20 protein-coding genes are annotated in these 19795 nt (G+C 42.2%); 3 read left to right on the top strand and 17 right to left on the bottom strand.

Going from position 1 to position 19795, the window contains the following annotated elements; genetic code table 11:
* Positions 1–101: 101 nt before the first annotated feature.
* Positions 102–842: a hypothetical protein gene (locus tag KPL72_RS14120; protein ID WP_219703345.1), complete on the top strand. Its 741-nt coding sequence runs from the start codon at positions 102–104 to the stop codon at positions 840–842.
* A gap of 7 nt (positions 843–849) precedes the next feature.
* Here the strand turns inward: KPL72_RS14120 and KPL72_RS14125 are convergent, their stop codons facing one another.
* The 15 genes from KPL72_RS14125 to KPL72_RS14195 all read right to left on the bottom strand — a co-directional run bounded on the left by KPL72_RS14125 (position 850) and on the right by KPL72_RS14195 (position 15986).
* A complete protein-coding gene (locus KPL72_RS14125) occupies positions 850–1737 on the bottom strand; it encodes a GNAT family N-acetyltransferase (RefSeq protein WP_212915766.1) in 888 nt (295 codons plus the stop codon).
* A gap of 355 nt (positions 1738–2092) precedes the next feature.
* Positions 2093–2971 (bottom strand): N-carbamoylputrescine amidase, encoded by an 879-nt coding sequence (gene aguB, locus KPL72_RS14130; RefSeq protein WP_212915767.1) that lies wholly within the window; start codon positions 2969–2971, stop codon positions 2093–2095.
* 47 nt (positions 2972–3018) lie between these two features.
* Positions 3019–4923 carry a biosynthetic arginine decarboxylase gene (speA, locus tag KPL72_RS14135; protein WP_219703346.1) on the bottom strand — a complete coding sequence of 635 codons (1905 nt, stop codon included), beginning with the start codon at positions 4921–4923 and terminating at the stop codon, positions 3019–3021.
* 145 nt (positions 4924–5068) lie between these two features.
* Complete coding sequence (lipA, locus tag KPL72_RS14140; RefSeq protein ID WP_212915769.1) at positions 5069–6028, bottom strand: lipoyl synthase; 960 nt, start codon at positions 6026–6028, stop codon at positions 5069–5071.
* A 1-nt stretch (position 6029) separates the two neighbouring features.
* Complete coding sequence (gene lipB, locus KPL72_RS14145; protein ID WP_219703347.1) at positions 6030–6674, bottom strand: lipoyl(octanoyl) transferase LipB; 645 nt, start codon at positions 6672–6674, stop codon at positions 6030–6032.
* Positions 6675–6980, bottom strand: a complete 306-nt coding sequence (locus KPL72_RS14150; protein ID WP_219703348.1) for a YbeD family protein — start codon at positions 6978–6980, stop codon at positions 6675–6677.
* 31 nt (positions 6981–7011) lie between these two features.
* Positions 7012–8160, bottom strand: coding sequence for a D-alanyl-D-alanine carboxypeptidase family protein (locus KPL72_RS14155; protein WP_212915772.1), 1149 nt, complete (start codon positions 8158–8160; stop codon positions 7012–7014).
* A gap of 83 nt (positions 8161–8243) precedes the next feature.
* Positions 8244–9179, bottom strand: a complete 936-nt coding sequence (locus KPL72_RS14160; RefSeq protein WP_219703349.1) for a septal ring lytic transglycosylase RlpA family protein — start codon at positions 9177–9179, stop codon at positions 8244–8246.
* Entirely contained in the window at positions 9166–10221 is a 1056-nt protein-coding gene (mltB, locus tag KPL72_RS14165) for a lytic murein transglycosylase B (RefSeq protein ID WP_219703350.1), read from the bottom strand. The genes KPL72_RS14160 and mltB overlap by 14 nt, the downstream gene beginning before the upstream one ends.
* Complete coding sequence (gene rodA / locus KPL72_RS14170) at positions 10221–11342, bottom strand: rod shape-determining protein RodA (protein ID WP_212915774.1); 1122 nt, start codon at positions 11340–11342, stop codon at positions 10221–10223. Before rodA ends, mltB begins: the two co-directional genes overlap by 1 nt.
* Positions 11335–13215: a penicillin-binding protein 2 gene (gene mrdA / locus KPL72_RS14175; protein ID WP_212915775.1), complete on the bottom strand. Its 1881-nt coding sequence runs from the start codon at positions 13213–13215 to the stop codon at positions 11335–11337. Before mrdA ends, rodA begins: the two co-directional genes overlap by 8 nt.
* 9 nt (positions 13216–13224) lie before the next feature.
* The gene (gene rlmH / locus KPL72_RS14180) at positions 13225–13692 is read right to left on the bottom strand and encodes a 23S rRNA (pseudouridine(1915)-N(3))-methyltransferase RlmH (RefSeq protein WP_012070537.1); all 468 of its coding nucleotides are present in this window, start codon (positions 13690–13692) and stop codon (positions 13225–13227) included.
* Between the two features lie 11 nt (positions 13693–13703).
* Entirely contained in the window at positions 13704–14057 is a 354-nt protein-coding gene (gene rsfS, locus KPL72_RS14185; protein WP_110571725.1) for a ribosome silencing factor, read from the bottom strand.
* A 14-nt stretch (positions 14058–14071) separates the two neighbouring features.
* Complete coding sequence (gene nadD / locus KPL72_RS14190) at positions 14072–14737, bottom strand: nicotinate-nucleotide adenylyltransferase (RefSeq protein ID WP_219703351.1); 666 nt, start codon at positions 14735–14737, stop codon at positions 14072–14074.
* Entirely contained in the window at positions 14727–15986 is a 1260-nt protein-coding gene (locus KPL72_RS14195; protein WP_219703352.1) for a glutamate-5-semialdehyde dehydrogenase, read from the bottom strand. Before KPL72_RS14195 ends, nadD begins: the two co-directional genes overlap by 11 nt.
* 132 nt (positions 15987–16118) lie before the next feature.
* Here KPL72_RS14195 and tsaA point away from each other — a divergent pair, with 132 nt between their 5' ends.
* Together tsaA and KPL72_RS14205 are read left to right on the top strand one after the other, a co-directional pair.
* Entirely contained in the window at positions 16119–16853 is a 735-nt protein-coding gene (tsaA, locus tag KPL72_RS14200; protein WP_219703353.1) for a tRNA (N6-threonylcarbamoyladenosine(37)-N6)-methyltransferase TrmO, read from the top strand.
* Positions 16850–17098: a hypothetical protein gene (locus KPL72_RS14205; protein WP_212915779.1), complete on the top strand. Its 249-nt coding sequence runs from the start codon at positions 16850–16852 to the stop codon at positions 17096–17098. Before tsaA ends, KPL72_RS14205 begins: the two co-directional genes overlap by 4 nt.
* 132 nt (positions 17099–17230) lie before the next feature.
* On the opposite strand, the gene rpsA is transcribed toward KPL72_RS14205, so the two are convergent.
* Positions 17231–18913 (bottom strand): 30S ribosomal protein S1, encoded by a 1683-nt coding sequence (rpsA, locus tag KPL72_RS14210; RefSeq protein ID WP_113915815.1) that lies wholly within the window; start codon positions 18911–18913, stop codon positions 17231–17233.
* Between the two features lie 180 nt (positions 18914–19093).
* Positions 19094–19777, bottom strand: a complete 684-nt coding sequence (cmk, locus tag KPL72_RS14215) for a (d)CMP kinase (RefSeq protein ID WP_212915780.1) — start codon at positions 19775–19777, stop codon at positions 19094–19096.
* Positions 19778–19795 lie beyond the last annotated feature (18 nt).

The raw sequence follows: 19795 nt of genomic DNA on the forward strand, positions 1-19795 counted from the left end.
TAAAGAAACATCCCAACTCACTGCAACACTCATCGTAAGATTATCATGGAAAGGTCGTTATTCTCGTGTTTCAATACATTCGATAATTAAAAAGGTACTTGATGGTGAACTTAACTGATCAAAATACACTCGACCCAATGAACTATAACCTTGGAGAGTCAAGTAAACACTTTATCATCCACCAACAAGATGACCTTTTCATTGCACATGAACATCTGTTTCAAACAGATATTCCTACCCGCTTCTATCACCATCAGGCCGATACGTTTCTTTTTCTCATCAAGGGAGAATTATACTTACAGCAAGGTGCACAACAAAACCTGCAAAGCAATGAACAAGAAACAGCACTAAAACAACACCAAGGAATATGGCTAGAAGCTCACACAATCAATAGCATTACTTTATTAACGCCCACAGTAGAACTTTGTTTAATACGGCTAAAAAACACAGAACAAACAGAGCTAAGAGGTTCGTTTAAAAAAATCTCTTCTGGAACAGTGGAATCAATCTTAGGAAGAAGCCATATTAAGACATGGCCTCTCTGGCACGGAAAAGCAGGCCAAATTACAATAGAGCTGTACCCTCCTCAATTTAAAGAAACCCTTTACTATCAAAAGTCGGCTACTCAATACCTTCTTCCATTGAGCGGCATCACGTTTATTTCAAATGAGAATAAAATATCTAAACCCTGCCCAAGTTTTGGTAAAGTCCTCGCAAGAAGGGAGCCAAGAGCCATATCAAACCCGAACAGCGAAAGTATTACTGTACTGTCCGTTATGACAACGCAAAAAAACATAGGGCGAGTACTAATACTCACCAAGCCGGAGACAAAAATACGTTAAGCAATTTTTATCGCAGAACTAATGCGGTAAGAATATGATCCTCCCACTGACCGTTGATTTTCAAGTAATCCCTAGCTATACCTTCTTTATCAAAACCTAACTTCTTTAACACGGCTGCACTGCGAGTATTTCTTGGCATATGACTCGCTTGAATTCGATCAATATGTTGCTCTTTATGGATGTACTCTATTCCTGCGCTTAAGGCTTCTTGCATGATACCTTTACCCTGTTCACTTTCTCGTAAACTGTAGCCAAGATTGCAAGCCTGAAAGACACCACGAATAATATTTGAGTAATTGGTATAAGCGAGCATTCTGTCTTCATTAGGCGTTAGAAAGCACAATACAACCCCTTTATCTTCTAAAAAATCACGCCGCATTTCTCGGACTCGTAGCTGGCAGGTTTCGAGTGAATAATAGCCATCCGTTCTAAACGGCTCCCATGGGGCAAGAAACGCCTTTTCTTGATTAATATAATCATGCAAGAGCGGAGCTTGAGCTTCGTCTAATATTTTCAATACACCTCTCTCGGTAACAATCCGAGGAAAACGTGAAGCATGTAAACCTTGGTTAGAGTACTTAAATGACATGTCCTTCATCACTTCAAACAATTTTAACGAATATTCTTCATACCAAAAACTTTCACCAATGGATAAGGTTTTACGCTGCATGTCATGGTTTAACCAAGCTTCTGCAGCCTCTTTAGTTTGCCAGTAGGTCATTAGTAAATCCATTTCTCCCGAACCATACTCAGCACCAAGATACCCCGGCTGACCTTGTGCGAGTTCGAGCATTTTTTCTGCCATGATGCGATAAGTTAAATCATTCAACATCAGCTTGCTGGACAACATGACTGCAAAATAAGGCAATTTACTTGGGGAACTAAATACGTTCATCGGTTCTCTAAAATAAAAGGATGGATCTTTTAGCTAAGTGCAGAAGCAGAATTATATTCGCACCTATTTAAAATCTCAGGCCATAGTTGGGATCTAGGACTATAGTTAATATCTAGGTTTTGGACAGATCTATGCTGACTTCTTACAAAACCTTGTAATAAAAAGCACTTTATTCGCTTTACATTACCGTCAGGGTATTTCGAAAGGCACCAGCCTTGCACTATGTTCTACACCAATTTTAGGCTTCGAAAAGCCAAGTGCAAATAGATCTACCTTATTGATATTCCCCCTTTTTACCAATAAGGATAAGGAAAGCTTTGTGCCCGCATCATGCGGGCACTTTTTTGCTTTCTATCTATTTATCCCAAGTAATACCTGCACCAGAAGTAATAGCTTGATATTGATCTGGTCGACGATCACGGAACAAACCAAAAGAGCGACGAGCTTTGCGAATAGCGTCTAAATCATACTCAGAGTACAAAATAGTGCTTTCGTCACGGCTCGCGACACACTTCATTGCCCCCATTTCATCTGTCATGAATGAAGAACCGTAAAACTGGATAAAACTATTTTCACCTTCTTCACGACCGACACGGTTTGCAGCAATGACTGGCACCATATTCGCGGCAGAATGTCCTTGCATGGTTCTCTGCCAATGATCTTTCGAATCCCACTCAGGGTAAGGAGGCTCAGAACCAATTGCGGTAGGGTAAAAAATCAATTCTGCACCTTTCAGCGCCAATTCACGCGCCAACTCTGGAAACCATTGATCCCAACAAATACCACAACCAATTCGACCAAACTTCGTATCCCAAACTTTCACGCCAGTATTACCCGGTGTGAAATAGTATTTTTCTTGGTAACCAGGACCATCTGGAATATGCGTCTTGCGATACAAGTCCATCACATCACCATTGGCATCAATCATCACCAAGGAGTTGTAAAAGACATTGCCATCACGCTCAAAAAAGCTAATAGGTAAAACCACCCCTAACTCTTTTGCAAGCTTACTCATTGTCTGAATAGCCAAGCAATCATTTACCGGTTGCGCCCAATCAAAATACGCTGGCTTTTGATCAATGCAAAAATATGGCCCCATAAACAATTCTTGTAAAAGAATAATATTAGCCTGATTTGCAGCCGCTTCTCTTACTTGCACCACCGCATTATCTAAATTCGCCTGAAAGTCTGTACTGACCGCCATTTGGACACAGGCCACTTTTACATTACTCATACTTACTACCTCCAAAATATGTTGCGCCACAAGCACAGAGGCTCAACCTATACTTGAGTCAAATAGGTCGTACCTTCCAGCACTTTTTTATAGGTCGCCATTAGTGATACTTGCTCTTCTTGGCTAAGTGGGCTCGCTGACACTTTATCCTGATAACTCTTCATCAGCTCTTGCTCATTATAACTAACAGACTTAAGTACATCCTGAACGCTATCACCTTTCAATACGTGATCAATTCTGAAACCGTCGTCTGTTAAATAAACGTCAACAGAACAAGTATCGCCGAATAAATTATGTAAATCCCCTAAGGTTTCTTGATAAGCCCCGACTAAGAAAAAGCCCATTAAATAGTCTTCACCTTTTGGTGGCGCTGGTGGCAATGGCAAAGAAGACTCAATACCTTGGCCATCTACATAGCTGTACAAGCAACCGTCCGAATCACAAGTAACATCTTGGATTTTACCTCTAAAAGAAGGCGCCTGATCCAGCCCCTGTAAAGGCAATACTGGGAACAGTTGATCAATCCCCCATGCATCAGGCATAGACTGAAACACAGATAAATTAACAAACAACTTCTCAGCCAAACGTTCGTTTAGTTCATCAATTACAGCACGATGCCCTCTGTTTCGGTTATCTAAACGAGGCAACAAGTTGCGACACGCAGAAAGAAAAAGGTTTTCTGCTTGTGCTCTTTGCGACAGGTTAAGCTGGCCATGGTTATATAAGGTCAAACTATCGTTAAAGTCATCTAACAAGTCATGATAAATCTCGACCAAGGATCGACTTTCCTCTTCGTTTTCACCTTTCAAACTTTGATAAGACGCCCAAAGTCGTTGCAGCTCTAGCTCACTGCCTTCCGCTGGTTCTTCAATCGGCAAAAGCTCAGCACCATGAGAGAAAACATCTGCAATCATCATGGCATGATGAGCTGTGACAGCTCGGCCAGACTCGGAAATCAAATGAGGATGAGGAAGTTCATATTGCTCACACACATTATGGAAAGCAAATACCACATTGTTAGCATATTCGCCAATACTGTAGTTCGCAGAAAAATCATTTTGACAACGAGTACCTTCGTAATCGACACCTAAACCACCACCAACATCGACCCACTTCACTTTGACACCCATCTGGTGAAGTTCAGCGTAATAACGAGCACACTCTTTTAGACTATTTTGAATATCTCGAATACGCGTAATTTGTGAACCTAAATGGAAGTGAATCAACTCAAGGCAATGTAACAAGTCCAATTCGCGTAAACGATCAATAGCTCGTAGCAATTGTGATGTAGTCAAACCAAATTTAGATTTTTCGCCGCCACTATTGCCCCAATGCGTCGTACAAGTAGACGCCAATCGGATACGAATACCAATACGCGGCTGAACCCCAATTTTGTCTGCTTCTTCTAGAATCCAATCAAGCTCATGCATCTTCTCAACAACAATAAAAACTTGATGCCCCATTTTTTCAGCCATCAAAGCAAGATGAATAAACTCGCGGTCTTTATAGCCATTGCAAACTATGATGCCATCAGCGTTTTTATGCATGGCCAAAACTGCCATAAGCTCCGGTTTACTACCTGCTTCCAAGCCAACAGTAGCTGAGTTATCTGGTTGACATGCCGCAATTTCTTCTACAACACGACGCTGCTGATTTACCTTGATAGGATAAACAATGGCGTAGTTTGCCTTATAATCATAATAATCTATTGCTTGTTGAAACGAATTGGTAATTTTCTCAATTCGCGAATGCAAAATATTAGGAAAACGCACAAGACATGGATAAGGGATGCCTTGCTGCTTAAGCGCCACAGAAAGCTCTGTCAAATCAATGCTATTTTCCCTATCAGGTAACGCAATAACGCGACCTTTATCATTGATTGAAAAAAAACCACTGCTCCAATGACTTACATTGTAAAGTTCCATCGAATCTTTGATTGACCAAGGCTTCATATCATCTCCAAAAGTCTAAATTAGCACCGTTTCTAATAAAGGTACGTCGTAGTAAAACACAGACATATTTTTTAGGTTTAGTTCAAATAAAAAAAGCGGGGCTAAGAAACATCTTAACTCCGCTTTATTCTAACGAACGAACAAATTAAGAAACGTGTTCGCCATGTGCTTGCTTATCCGCGTGGTAAGACGAGCGAACCAAAGGTCCACACGCCGCATGCTTAAAGCCCAACTCTTTCGCGACTTCCTCATAACGCGCAAATTCTTCAGGCGGAACAAAACGCGCCATTGGAAAGTGATGCTTAGATGGCTGTAGATATTGACCAATCGTCAACATATCAACGTTATGAGCTCTCAAGTCTTTTAATACTTCAACAATTTCTTCAAATGTTTCACCCATACCAACCATCAACCCAGATTTAGTTGGTACATCAGGGCATCGATCTTTAAAGTTTTTCAAAAGATCTAGCGACCACTGATAATCAGACCCTGGTCTTACCTGACGGTACAAGCGAGGAATAGATTCTAGGTTATGATTAAACACATCTGGCGGTGCTATTGACAGTGTATCAATGGCAACTTCCATTCGACCACGAAAATCTGGTACTAATGTTTCAATTTCGATATTTGGACTTTCTGCACGAGTCTCTCTAATACAATCTACAAAATGCTGAGCACCACCATCACGAAGATCATCACGATCAACAGAGGTAATAACCACATATTTTAGTTTCATGTCGCGAATAGCAGCCGCCAATTCTTTTGGCTCATCAACACTAAGCGGATTAGGACGACCATGCGCAACATCACAGAAAGGACAGCGACGAGTACAAATTTCACCCATAATCATAAAGGTAGCCGTGCCATTACTGAAACACTCACCTAGATTTGGACAATTAGCCTCTTCACAAACTGATGCTAATTTATGCTCACGTAAAGTAGCCTTGATACGGGCTATCTCTGGCGACGCAGGCATACGAACACGAAGCCAATCAGGCTTACGTGGAATTTCTTCAGTAGGAACAATCTTAATAGGGATACGCGCCATTTTATCGGCACCACGTAATTTTTCCCCTTGGACAACGCGTTTGCGTTCTGCTGTCATTCTATTTCCACCCTTGTTGGATAGCCGGATAACTGTATCCGAGTTGCTCAGCCAGCTGATTCGCCAGCTGAACCTTTACATTCGATAAAAGGACGTCTTTATTAAGACGCTTCATATCAACCATCTGCAAGCCTTGATAGCCACATGGGTTAATACGATTAAATGGGGTGAGATCCATATCAACATTCAAGGCAAGTCCATGAAATGAACAACCTCTGCGAACACGCAATCCCAGTGACGCAATTTTTTGTTCATTTACATAAACGCCTGGTGCATCTGGCTTTGGGTATGCGTCTATAGAGTTCAATGCTAGAGCATTCACTACAGAATTTTCCAGTACACTGACCAAATCTCGAACACCTATCCCAAGACGCTTCAAATCAACCATGACATAGGCAACCAATTGGCCCGGCCCATGATACGTGACCTGACCACCACGGTCGACCTGAATAACAGGTATATCGCCTGGAGCCAGAAGATGTTCTTCTTTACCAGCCTGACCTTGTGTAAACAAGGAAGGATGCTCTAGCAACCAAACTTCATCAGCATCGTCTTTTGAACGAATTTGAGTAAATTTCTTCATCCTTTCCCATGTTTCGGCGTAGTCAACAATACCTAAATCACGGCAAATTAAATCAAGTTCCATTTACATGACCATCTTAACAGCTTCGATTGACATTAAGTCACGATGCAAAGCCGATAATTGATCTTCACTTTGAGCCACAATACGAAAACTAAAGCTAATAAAACGCCCTTTACTGGAACGATTAGTGTTCTCGGCAGCAGTATTCATTTCCGGAGCATGAACAAGCAATCGCTCAGTTATTTCAGTATGAATACCATCTACATCAAGTGAAACCACCTTGATAACGTAGTTTTCACAGGGGAACTCTATCTTTGGTGCATCGATCGCTTTTTCAGCCTGATCACCGTTTTTCGTAATTAGTGCCATTAATCTAATCTACCATTCGCCTATATAGGGCTTAAAATAAATTCATAAAGAAGAGTTTAATTTTATCAAACATTCGCTTGAAGAAACCACCCTCTTCTACCGCTTCTAATGCAACAACTGGGCGTTCTAGCAAAACATTACCTTCAGAACCGACAATGATTTTACCCAACACATCGCCAACAGCAATTGGAGCCGTGATTTCTTTATTCATGTCCAATGTAGCAGGAATAGACTCGCCTTGCTGACGCGGCATAGTTACCAGAACATCATCTGCGAACCCAACTTTTACGTTTGGCTGACTACCGCCCCAAACACGAGCATTATTAACGACTTGACCACGACTATATAGTTTACGAGTTTCATAATATCTAAAACCAAAATCTAATAGTTTTTGAGATTCAACCGCACGAGCATTATCTGATTTTGTCCCCATAACAACAGTGATCAGGCGTGTTCCGTTACGAACTGCTGATGCAGCCAAACAAAACCCAGCGGCTTCTGTGTGGCCCGTTTTCAAACCGTCAACAGTTTTATCTCTCCATAACAAACGGTTACGGTTAGGTTGACGAATGTCGTTGTAGGTAAACTCTTTCTCAGAATACATACTGTAATTATCTGGGAACTGCATAATAGTCGCACGCGCCAATTTCGCTATATCATGGGCGCTAGAATAATGATCTTCTGCTGGAAAACCAGTCGCATTCACAAAATGCGAATTTTTCATACCAAGAAGTTGAGCATGTTGATTCATCAAATCAGCAAAAGCAGACTCACTGCCAGCAATATGCTCTGCGGCGGCAACACTTGCATCATTACCAGATTGAATAATAATACCGCGCATTAAGTCTTCTAGCTTAACTTGTGTTCCTTCTCGAATGAACATGCGCGAACCTTCCATTCGCCATGCTTTCTCACTCACATTAACCATATCATCCAATGATAAATTACCACGAGCTAACTCGTATTCAATGATATAAGCCGTCATTAATTTTGTCAGACTGGCAGGCGGTAAAGCCTGATCAGCATTATGTTCAACCAATATATCGCCAGTATATGCATCCATAAGAATGTAACTACTCGCAGATAATTGTGGCGGTGTTGGGATTAATGAAGGAGCGGCAAAAACAGAGCCACTAACAAAGCAAATCACAAGGGATAAAGTAACTAGGAGTTTTTTCATACTCAAAAATATCGTCTTCTTAAAAAAATGTTAACAAATGATACTAGAGGCCCTTACGAATCTCTAGCCCAAACACACTGCATCTAAGGTACCAAGGCAACTCTAACAGGATTACCAAAACCTTCTTGCTGTAATTTTTGCTGCCATTGCGCTAACTCGTTAGCATCATTAAAAGGCCCAACTAGAACCTTAAACAAACCATCCTCCTGCTTATTAATTACGACATTAACACTTGTATCAAACGCTTCAAAAAGGCGCTGTTTAAGCTTTTCAGCAGACTCTTCTGAGCTAAACGCCCCCATCTGCAGATGTGAAAAACTCAGCTCAGGAGATGAGCCCTCCACCTTACCAGGAGAAGCGGCTGGAGCCTTAATTGGCAAGGCTTCCGGCGGAGTAACCACTTCCCTAACAACGGGTTTTGATGGACTATAAGTCTGTCCTCGTGCCGGAGTAATCGCTTCTATCCGCACACGGGCCAATCCCTTTTTGTGATAATCAAGTCGAGCTGCAGCAGCATAAGAAAGGTCAATCAAACGATCCCCATGAAACGGCCCCCGGTCATTCACTCTCACAATGACAGAGCGCTGATTATCAAGATTCGTAACCTTTAGGTAGGTTGGCAAAGGCAGCGATTTATGGGCAGCAGAGAAAGCATACATGTCATATGTTTCCCCATTTGAGGTCTTATGCCCATGAAACTTTTTGCCATACCACGACGCTGTCCCTTCTGCCACATAACCTTGAGCAGAATCCATTACCCAATATTTTTTCCCCCACACTTCATAGGGGCTTTTATTACCACCACGACTTTTTTGCTCCCATTTCGGAACCAGGTCGGGAAGATGATCAACCTTTATATCACCGGTAGGAGCATGATCCTGTAAAATTGAATAACGCCCTCCACCTGATGCTTTTTCATAATCTGCGTCATCTTTACCTAAAACATGACGCGTACTCATACATCCATTCAATACCAGCAAACTAATGCCAGCAACAAACAGCATGTTAATTACTTTCATAGGTCCCTATACTCTCAGCGAGCTCCAATACAGACATGGCATATCGTCTACTAGGGTTGTAATCCATAATCGTGAAGAAGTTCTCATATGCAAGCCAATAAGACACTTCTTCTGGCCCAGTACGCAAACCAATCAACCCCGTTTTTTGAGGAATAAAAGGCTGTGTAGGAAGTACATTTAGCGCCGACCACTCAGTCATATCAGCACTCGGTGCTCTACCACGATTAATAAAATCTGTCACTTTATCTGGCTCTGCAACATAAGCCATCACAAACCAAGGTTGTCGAGACTGCCAACCATGATGTTTAAGGTAATTAGCTACACTGCCAATGGCATCAGCCTCGGATCCCCATAAATCAATATGCCCATTTTTGTCATAATCTATTGCCAGTTTCTGATAGTTACTGGGCATAAACTGCACCATCCCCATCGCCCCACTGTAAGACCCTTTTGTGTCGCCAATGTTCCAGCCTTCTTTACGAGCAAGCAATAAATACGCTTCTAACTCGCTTTGAAAGTAATCTTTTCGTCTTGGGTAATCAAACGCCAACGTCGTAAGAGAGGTAAAAACGTCTTTCGATCCAGTAATGCGCCCGTAATAAGTTTCAACACCGATCAGAGCAACAATAACATTAGGCTCAACACCAAATTCCCGCTCTGCTTTACGCAGCCATTTTGCATTACGTGCTGCAAACTCTCTGCCGAGCTTTGCCCTTTCTTCGTTCACAAAGCGAGTTTTATACTCATAGTAAGGTGTCACCACTTCGGGCTGATTATCAGATTTTTCAATCACTTTAGGGCGCACTTTTATATGAGAAAACGCCAATTCGAGGCGTTCTTTATCATAGGCATGTTCTTTAACCAGCCGGTTAATAAACAATTGAACTTCGGGATTGCCCGCATAAGAATCCGCCCATTCTTTGGGCATATCTTCAAGAAGAGAGTCACTGACTCCCGAATTTGAAGGCAATGTAGAATGATCCATACTACTACACGCAGTTAGACCAAGCGCTAGAAATAACAATGTAGCTTGCTTAATCATCATCTTGCTCTTTTATGTGTTTGTATTGACATTAAAATTCCAAATGTCGCCATGATAGTAATAATAGAAGTACCACCATAACTGACGAGTGGTAAGGGTACCCCAACCACAGGAAGAATGCCTGACACCATCCCAATATTTACAAACATGTACACAAAAAAGGTAAGCGTTAAACTACCCGCTAATAATCGCGCATAGTTATCTTCCGCGTATGCCGCAATATACAAACCCCGAGCGATAACCAGTAAATAGGCCAAAATCAAAACACCACAGCCCAACATACCAAACTCTTCAGCAAGGACGGCGATAATAAAATCCGTGTGACTTTCCGGAAGGAAATCTAGCTGGGCCTGTGTCCCCTGTAAAAAACCTTTACCATAGAGACCACCTGAGCCAATCGCGGTTTTGGACTGAATGATATTCCAACCAGATCCAAGCGGATCACTCTCGGGATTCAAAAAGGTCAATACTCGCTGACGCTGATAATCATGCATAAACTGCCACAATGCATAACCTGCAATAGGTGCCAGTGCAGCCGCACCCAATATATAACGCCAGCCAAGACCCGCAAGAAAAAGAACAAAAATACCAGACACAGCAACCAATAAAGCCGTACCTAAATCAGGCTGTTTAGCTATCATCAATACAGGCAATACTATTAGACCAAGAACGGCCAATATCTGTTTAAAATTTGGAGGTAGCTGCCGATCAGAGAAATACCAAGCAATCATCATCGGCATGACAATTTTCATTATCTCTGAAGGCTGAAAACGCAACCCTCCAGGCAAAGCCAACCAACGCTGCGCGCCCTTCGCCCCAACACCAAATAACAACACACCAACCAATAGCACAGTAATAAAGATGAATAACGCAGGAGAAGCACGTCGCATATATTTCGGAGGCAGCTGAGCCAACGCCACACAAATCAACAAACCTATTACCAATCGAAATACCTGCCGCTCAACCATTGCCACATCTTGCCCAGAGGCTGAGTACAGAATAAAAAGCCCGCCACCGATAAGCAGCAACAAAGACCCCATCAGCAAAACGTCAATGTGAACCAGCTGCCATAAGCGAGCATTGGTAAAAGACAGGGCTCTACGATAAAAGCTATCAGTCATTTTTATCACCCTTTAAATAATCGTAACGCGCAGGATAATCATCGTGCAAATAAGCATCAAATAATGCTTTCGTTAAATCAGCAGGCTTAGAACTACTACCGCCGTTTTCAAAAATAGCGAACACCGAAATTTTAGGGTTTCTAGCGGGAGCAAAACCGATAAATAACGCATGATCGTGTAAACGCTTTTCAAGGGCATCAGCATCGTACTCTTGATCTTCCTGCAAACTAAATACTTGGCCTGTACCTGTTTTGCCTGCAATCTCGTAATCCGTTCCCTGAAGACGTCTTGCAGTACCATGTGGATCGGTTACAACCTTACGCATTGCATCAATCATCCGATCCCAATTACGTTGATCTTTTAAGACAATGTCATGCTCATCACCCAGTCCATCTGCAAACTCGGCAGGCTCATCCCCCACAAGCTGAGTCATACGAGGATAAAAATAATGACCTTTACTTGCCAATGCAGAAGTCGCAGAGGCAATTTGCACTGGCGTAGCAACCATAAAACCTTGCCCGATACCAACGTTCACTGAATCCCCTGGGTACCAAGGCTCTTTGTACTTAGCTTTTTTCCATTCATTAGAAGGTAGCAAACCGCCACTTTCACCATTCAAATCAAGTAAGTTTGTTTGACCAAAACCAAAACGTGTCAGAAAATTATGAATCGGAGTAATCCCCATTTTATTGGCCAACTGATAGTAATAAGTATCAACGGATTCAATAATAGAGCGTTCTAAATTAATCCAACCGTGCCCTGTGCGTTTCCAATCTCGATAACGACGACCATTTGGATTGATTTGATAGTAACCTTTGGCAAAATAGCGCTCGGTCCATGATGAAAAACCATATTCAAGCCCAGCCAGCCCCATGAAAGGTTTAATAGTTGACGCAGGTGGATAGCCACCGCGTAAAGCGCGATTAAATAGAGGAAGTTTTTTAGATTGACGTAGTGTGGCGTAATCATTGACCGAAATGCCACGTACAAAAAGATTGGGGTCATATCCTGGCTTAGACACTAGCGCAAGTATCCCGCCTGTCGTTGGATCTATGGCGACAACTGAACCTGTGTAATCACCCAGAAGGTCATAGGCATATTGCTGAAGTCTGGCATCTAAATAGAGATGCAGATCTTTACCGGGAGTTGGATTCTGTCGCTCTAGCTCGGACATGATCCGACCACGAGCATTCACTTCTACTTTACTGAGACCAGCCTCACCAAAAAGTGTTTTTTCGTAAAACCCCTCTACCCCTGTTTTACCTATAAACAAGGCGCCCTGATAAGCTAACTTGTCGACTGTTTCTAAATCTTTCGTGGTAATTCGCCCCACGTAACCAACAGCATGAGCAAAAGCTTCTCCATATGGATAATAGCGCGTTAACTGTGCTTCAACCTGGACACCGTCGAGCTTATAAAGATCAACAGAAACCTTAGCCCACTCTTCATCTGTTAATTGGGATTTTAAAGTAAGAGACTGATAAGGACGACGATACTCTTTTCGTCTTTCATCAAAATCTTCCCACTCATCATCACTAATATCGATAATGCCGGAAAGCATTTGCTTTAACTTCGGAAAACTTTCTACCCGTTCAGGTATCACAGTTAAACTGTGAATAGGACGATTATCAGCCAACACCAATCCGTTACGATCGTATATCAAACCTCTAGGCGGCGGTTCTGTAACCAACATCACTCGGTTGTCATTCGCCTTGGTTTGATACAGATCATGCTCTATCACTTGAAGATAGAATAATCGAGCCATCAATACGATAGCCATTAGCAAGACAAATACGACAGCGGCAAGTACACGCTGCTGCGTCAGCCGTTGCTCTTGTCGATAGTTACGGAAATTTTGATGTCGACGACTCACAACATCGCCCTATCTATGATACGGATGATTGTTCATGAGAGTCCAAGCGCGATAGATTTGTTCAGCCAAGATAACTCTCACCATAGGATGCGGTAATGTCAGACGAGATAAAGACCAAGTTTGATCCGCGCGAGCGGTACACCTTGGATCAAGACCATCAGGACCTCCCACCAACAAGCTCACATTATAGCCATCCATTCGCCACTGCTCGGTCTGATCTGCCAACTGATCGGTAGACCACTCTTTACCAAGAACTTCCATTGCAATTACTTTATCCCCAGAAGGTATAGCTTCGAGCATACTATCTCCTTCCTTACGAATAGCTTTTGGTATGTCAGTATTTTTTCCACGAGGAGACATTGGAATTTCGACAAGTTCTAATGCAAAATCTTTCGGCAAGCGTTTAGCATACTCATCGTAACCCTCAGTCACCCACTTTGGCATTTTATTACCAACAGCAATCAAACGAACACGCATTTAAAAGAGCCTTACAGTTGTTCTGGCTTAATGTCCCACAGCTTCTCAAGATCATAAAAAGCTCGAGCTTCTTCTGTCATTACATGCACAACAACATCATGTAAATCAACCAACACCCAATCGCTACCCATACCACGACCTTCTGAACCCAATGGCTGAAGACCTTGACCTTTTAAATGTTCAAATACATTTTGACCCAAAGCATTAACATGACGCTTTGAAGTACCGGTACAGATCACCATGTAATCCATCATGTCTGTATGATTTCCTACATTCAATACTGTGATCTTATCACCTTTCACATCTTCCAATGCTTCAACAGCAAAAGCCAAAATTTGATCTGCTGTGAGGTTAAGCTGACTCATATAATTACGTTACCCTATCGATATAATTGATGTTGTTCTATATATTTTTGGACTGGCTCTGGCAACAAATAAGCAATAGACTCGTTTTTACGAGCTAGCGCCCTAATCATGCTAGAGGATATCCCCAAAGGAGTAAGAGTCTCGAACCAGACCCGCCCTGAGGGCGCGCATTGTAACTCATGCGACGATGCGGCACGATAGTTTTCGCAAAAACCGCTCAACTCAGAGATCAAGTCAGGCTCCCAACCGGGGCGCGACACCACCAACAAGTGAGCGTACTGGATTATCTGCTGCCAATTATGCCAAGTTGGAAGGGATAAAAAGCTGTCCATTCCTAGCACCATAATGAGTGATTCATCTGGGCCTATTTCGTCCCGAAGATCTCGTAATGTATCGATACTATAACTTGGACCTTCTCTATCAATCTCACGAGAATCAACACTTAATCGAGCATCACCAGATACTGCAAGCCTAGCCATTTCGAGTCGTTGCTGAGGCAAGACACTTGGTCGATCTTTATGCACAGGCTGAAAACAGGGTATTAACTTCAAAGCAGAGTAATGGTAGCGATCTAAAATCTCAACCGCTGTTCTTAAGTGGCCATTATGAACAGGATCAAATGTCCCACCCATAATAGCCAACCCAGAAGTCTTTACATTATCGTTAACTCTAGTTGTCACGAGTATGACCATCACCAAGAACGATATATTTCTGGCTAGTTAAACCCAACAATCCGACCGGGCCACGAGCATGAATTTTATCGGTAGATATACCAATTTCAGCTCCAAAACCATATTCAAAGCCATCAGCAAAAGACGTCGATGCATTCACCATAACCGATGAGGAATCCACTTCCGTCATAAACGCTCGTGTTTTTGAATAGTTCTGTGAAACAATTGCGTCCGTATGATGAGAGCCATATTTATTGATGTGTGCAATCGCCTCATCCATATCTGAGACAATTTTGATAGATAACTTAGGAGCGTGGTATTCGGTATACCAATCCTCTTCACTAGCAGAACCAATTGAAGCCGACATAGCCTGAGTTGCCTCGCATCCCACCAACTCAACACCCTTCTCTAAAAATGCAAAAATCAATTTAGGAAGAACATCGCGAGCAATTGCTTTATGGACCAACAAGGACTCCATAGCATTGCACACACCATAACGACGTGTTTTTGCATTCAGAGCAATATTGAAGGCTTTAACTAAATCCACTTCATCATCAATGTAAACATGGCAGTTACCGTCAAGGTGCTTAATCACAGGAACTCGAGCGTCTTCACTAATGCGCTGAATCAAGCCCCTACCACCACGCGGAACGATCACATCTACGTACTCAGGCATGGTTATCAATTTACCAACCGCTTCACGGTCTGTCGTATTTAACACCTGAACCGCTTCTTCAGGTAAATTTACAGACTTAAGACCAGCCGATATGGCCTCTGCAATCACCTGATTAGAATGAAACGCTTCTGAGCCACCACGTAAAATAGTTGCGTTACCAGACTTCAAACATAAACTTGCGGCATCAATCGTCACATTTGGGCGAGACTCATAGATAATACCAACCACACCAAGCGGTACGCGCATTTGCCCACGCTGAATTCCAGATGGCAAATACACCATATTTGATATCTCACCAATAGGATCAGGCAGTGACGCCACCTGCTTTAAGCCTTCAATCATGCCATCAATACGAGCATCATTTAGCAATAGTCGATCTAGCAAAGCCGAATCAAGACCTTTAGCACGGCCATTCTCCATGTCTTTCGCATTTTCCTCTATCAATCGAGGTCGAGCATTTTCCAAAGCGTCTGCCATAGCAAACAGGGCCATATTTTTTTGCTTTGTGGATGCTTTGGCAAGAAGACGAGAAGCCGCTCTAGCTTGCTGACCAATTCGATTCATATAAGATTCTAAAGACATTTTTAATCTCTAATAAAAGTAAAAAGAACAAACAGTAGATCGTCAAATAAGTCGCGATCTATTTCATCAAGACAGTATACTATCACAATATTTTTATTCATTTAGTGCAGATTTTCACGAAAGGATCTTCCATTGCCGCCCCTCAATTCTTTTACCCTTAACACCATTGGCATAGTACATTCTTGTTACAAGGAAAAATTTGGCATACCGCGACAACCTGGGCTAGTAACAGAAGCAACGGCACGGTTAGAACTAATACCTCCTTACAGCAGATTAGATATACTGGAAGGGTTAGATGGTTTTACTCATATATGGATCCAGTTTGTTTTTCACGCCTGCATGACGGAAAACTGGAAAGCAAAAATACGCCCTCCGCGCCTAGGTGGAAAAGCCAAAATGGGCGTCTTTGCCACAAGAGCCACACATAGACCGAATCCTATAGGCCTATCAGTTGTAAAAATTGGGCGCATCTATCAAGAAGACAAAAAAACCTTCATTGATTTACATGGTGCAGATTTACTCGATGGCACACCAGTTCTCGACATAAAGCCTTACTTACCTTATGCCGACAGCATTGCAGATGCAAAAGGAGGCTTCGCCCCAACACCAGCACAGATGCAAATAAAGCCCGTACTATTTTCAGAACTTGCAAAAGCACAATGTGATAGATATCAAAATTTGCACAAAAGAGAAATAACGACTTTAATTAAACAAATTGTGGAACAGGATCCTCGACCACCCTACTTATCAGGACAAGTTGATAGAGAGCACGGCATCAAGCTTTGGGACATCAATATAAAGTGGTGCGCAAGAAACGACCATTTTGAAATACTTCGCATAGAAGAGGAACAAGAGAGCAGGAGATGAATAAAAAACAGTTTTTAAACACTTATAAAAAAATCGACTCGCTCAACCAAGAGCGAACAGAAAACACTCAAAATCGGACACTTTATCGTTCAGAACACGACGAGCGCCTAATAAAAGACTTCCATTACGCTAAATTCCAAAAAAACCTCCACAACGCACAGCAAAGTAAAGCACTCAAAGAGCTATTAGAAAAAGATAATTGGAACGAGGAAGACACCGAAAAACTGCTTAGCTCCTTACGCTAAAAAACATACACCAAGTCTATACCCATGGTTATCCACATGTTCTGTGTATAGTTTTCCTGTCAATAAATTCAAAAAAATAAGTAAAAAAAAGCGGACCTAAGTCCGCTTTTTATAACAACTAGAAATCAAAACTTAGTTTTGGTTCTCTAGCTGTGCTTTGATCAAATCACCGATAGTGGTTGGACCATTAGTTTCTGCTTGTTGCTTCTCGGAATGAGATTTCAACGCTGCTTTCTCTTCAGTAGCATCTTTCTGCTTGATAGATAGAGTGATAGTACGTGCTTTACGATCAACGTTAATGATCGCAGCTTCTACTTTATCGCCCTCTTTCAATGCAGTTGTTGCATCTTCGATACGCTCGCGGCTGATTTCAGATACTTTCAAAGTAGCTTCAACGCCTTCAGCAAGAACAACTACAGCACCTTTCGCATCAACTTCAGAGACAGTACCGTTAACGATAGTGCCTTTGTCATTTTCAGCAACGAAAGCTAGGAACGGATCTTCTTCTAGTTGTTTAACACCTAGAGAAATACGCTCACGCTCAGCATCGATAGACAATACAACTGTTTCTAGCATATCGCCTTTCTTGTATTGACGTACTGCATCTTCACCAGTTTCGTCCCAAGATAGGTCAGATAGGTGAACAAGACCGTCGATACCGCCGTCAAGACCAATGAACACACCAAAGTCAGTGATAGACTTGATTGCGCCAGAGATTTTGTCGCCTTTATTGAAAGAAGTAGCAAATTCTTCCCATGGGTTCATTGTGCACTGCTTGATACCCAAAGAAATACGACGACGCTCTTCATCAATATCAAGAACCATAACTTCAACTTCATCACCAATCTGAACAACTTTAGATGGGTGAATGTTTTTGTTAGTCCAATCCATTTCAGAAACGTGTACTAGACCTTCTACGCCTTCTTCAAGTTCAGCGAAGCAACCGTAATCAGTCAAGTTAGTAACTTTAGCAGTTACTTTAGTGTTTTCTGGGTAACGAGCTTTGATAGCAACCCATGGATCTTCACCCAACTGCTTAAGACCTAGAGACACACGGTTACGCTCGCGGTCAAACTTAAGAACTTTAACGTCGATTTCATCGCCAACAGCAATAATTTCGCTTGGGTGCTTAATGCGTTTCCAAGCCATGTCAGTGATGTGTAGAAGACCATCAACACCACCAAGATCAACGAAAGCACCGTAGTCAGTAAGGTTCTTAACGATACCTTTAACTTCTTGACCCTCTTCAAGAGAAGCAAGCAATGTTTCGCGTTCAGCGCTGTTAGTCGCTTCCATAACGGCACGACGAGAAACAACAACGTTGTTACGTTTTTGATCAAGCTTGATAAGTTTGAACTCTAGATCCACACCTTCCAAATGAGATGTATCGCGGATTGGGCGAACATCTACCAAAGAACCAGGCAAGAAAGCACGGATATTTGCGATATCAACAGTGAAGCCACCTTTGACTTTACCATTGATAACACCGTGAACAATGGCGTTTTCTTCGTAAGCTTTTTCAAGAACAGACCAAGTTTCTGCACGTTTAGCTTTTTCGCGAGACAGTTTAGTCTCACCGAAACCATCTTCAACAGCATCAAGAGCAACTTTAACTTCGTCACCGATGTTTAAGTTGAACTCACCACTATCCGTTAGGAACTGAGAACGAGGAATTACGCCTTCAGATTTAAGACCTGCATGAACAGTTACCCATTCGCTGTCAATATCAACAACAATACCAGTAACAATTGAGCCTGGCGCCATTTCGACGGTTAATAGGCTTTCTTCAAACAGTTCTGCGAAGCTTTGAGTCATTGTATTTCCTATATAGTCGGCCCATAAAAGAACTAGGCCATATCCACATTGCCAGCAAATGTGGGTCAATTTTTTTGGATGATGCGATAAAGGCTTGCTGGCACCTTTATCGACTTGAATAACATTTGATCTATTCTAGCACATTCTACATGCAAAAAAGTAGACGCAAAAAAGAACAGATTATACGAGACCTGCTTTTGCTGTTTCGGCAAAAATCATCTCGACAACCTGCTCTATCGTCAAATCCGTGCTATCTATAACTAAAGCGCCTGCTGCAGGCACAAGAGGAGCAATCGCTCTATTTGCATCTCGCTCATCTCGCTCTTTAATCGTTTTAACAAGTTCATCTAGATTAACAGCTTCGCCTTTTTGCTGCAATTGCTGCAAACGACGTTGCGCACGCTCTTCTGCCGACGCGGTTAAAAATACTTTGATCTGGGCTGAAGGAAAAACCACCGTCCCCATATCACGACCATCCGCCACCAAACCCGGCGCTTGTGAAAAAGCACGCTGACGAAGTAACAAACCTTCTCGAACTTCTGGAATAGACGCTAATTTAGATGCACTATTACCAACCTCTTCTGTTCGAATAGCTTGAGTAACAATTTCACCTTCTAGAATAATTTCAACTTTACCTTCTTCTGACTGCTCAAACTGTATATCCAAATGCTCTGCTAAGATTTTTAACGTCTCAACATCATCAGAAGACATACCGTGATGCGATACAGCAAGTGCAAGCAGTCGATATAAGGCACCACTATCAAGTATGTGCCATCCCAGCTTTTCTGCGATTAACTGACTTACGGTGCCTTTACCTGCACCACTTGGACCATCAATCGTAATAACTGGGCCTTGGTTGATCATAACTATTCCTCTTAAAAA

Origin of the sequence: Marinomonas lutimaris (genome assembly GCF_019426345.1) — a bacterium.
Lineage (GTDB): Bacteria > Pseudomonadota > Gammaproteobacteria > Pseudomonadales > Marinomonadaceae > Marinomonas > Marinomonas lutimaris.

Excerpts from the sequence above, each read along its gene's own strand:
- KPL72_RS14120 (WP_219703345.1), top strand. The coding sequence starts at position 102 with ATGGTGAACTTAACTGATCAAAATACACTCGACCCAATGAACTATAAC.
- KPL72_RS14125 (WP_212915766.1), bottom strand. The coding sequence starts at position 1,737 with ATGAACGTATTTAGTTCCCCAAGTAAATTGCCTTATTTTGCAGTCATG.
- aguB (WP_212915767.1), bottom strand. The coding sequence starts at position 2,971 with ATGAGTAATGTAAAAGTGGCCTGTGTCCAAATGGCGGTCAGTACAGAC.
- speA (WP_219703346.1), bottom strand. The coding sequence starts at position 4,923 with ATGAAGCCTTGGTCAATCAAAGATTCGATGGAACTTTACAATGTAAGT.
- lipA (WP_212915769.1), bottom strand. The coding sequence starts at position 6,028 with ATGACAGCAGAACGCAAACGCGTTGTCCAAGGGGAAAAATTACGTGGT.
- lipB (WP_219703347.1), bottom strand. The coding sequence starts at position 6,674 with ATGGAACTTGATTTAATTTGCCGTGATTTAGGTATTGTTGACTACGCC.
- KPL72_RS14150 (WP_219703348.1), bottom strand. The coding sequence starts at position 6,980 with ATGGCACTAATTACGAAAAACGGTGATCAGGCTGAAAAAGCGATCGAT.
- KPL72_RS14155 (WP_212915772.1), bottom strand. The coding sequence starts at position 8,160 with ATGAAAAAACTCCTAGTTACTTTATCCCTTGTGATTTGCTTTGTTAGT.
- KPL72_RS14160 (WP_219703349.1), bottom strand. The coding sequence starts at position 9,179 with ATGAAAGTAATTAACATGCTGTTTGTTGCTGGCATTAGTTTGCTGGTA.
- mltB (WP_219703350.1), bottom strand. The coding sequence starts at position 10,221 with ATGATTAAGCAAGCTACATTGTTATTTCTAGCGCTTGGTCTAACTGCG.
- rodA (WP_212915774.1), bottom strand. The coding sequence starts at position 11,342 with ATGACTGATAGCTTTTATCGTAGAGCCCTGTCTTTTACCAATGCTCGC.
- rlmH (WP_012070537.1), bottom strand. The coding sequence starts at position 13,692 with ATGCGTGTTCGTTTGATTGCTGTTGGTAATAAAATGCCAAAGTGGGTG.
- rsfS (WP_110571725.1), bottom strand. The coding sequence starts at position 14,057 with ATGAGTCAGCTTAACCTCACAGCAGATCAAATTTTGGCTTTTGCTGTT.
- KPL72_RS14195 (WP_219703352.1), bottom strand. The coding sequence starts at position 15,986 with ATGTCTTTAGAATCTTATATGAATCGAATTGGTCAGCAAGCTAGAGCG.
- KPL72_RS14205 (WP_212915779.1), top strand. The coding sequence starts at position 16,850 with ATGAATAAAAAACAGTTTTTAAACACTTATAAAAAAATCGACTCGCTC.
- rpsA (WP_113915815.1), bottom strand. The coding sequence starts at position 18,913 with ATGACTCAAAGCTTCGCAGAACTGTTTGAAGAAAGCCTATTAACCGTC.
- cmk (WP_212915780.1), bottom strand. The coding sequence starts at position 19,777 with ATGATCAACCAAGGCCCAGTTATTACGATTGATGGTCCAAGTGGTGCA.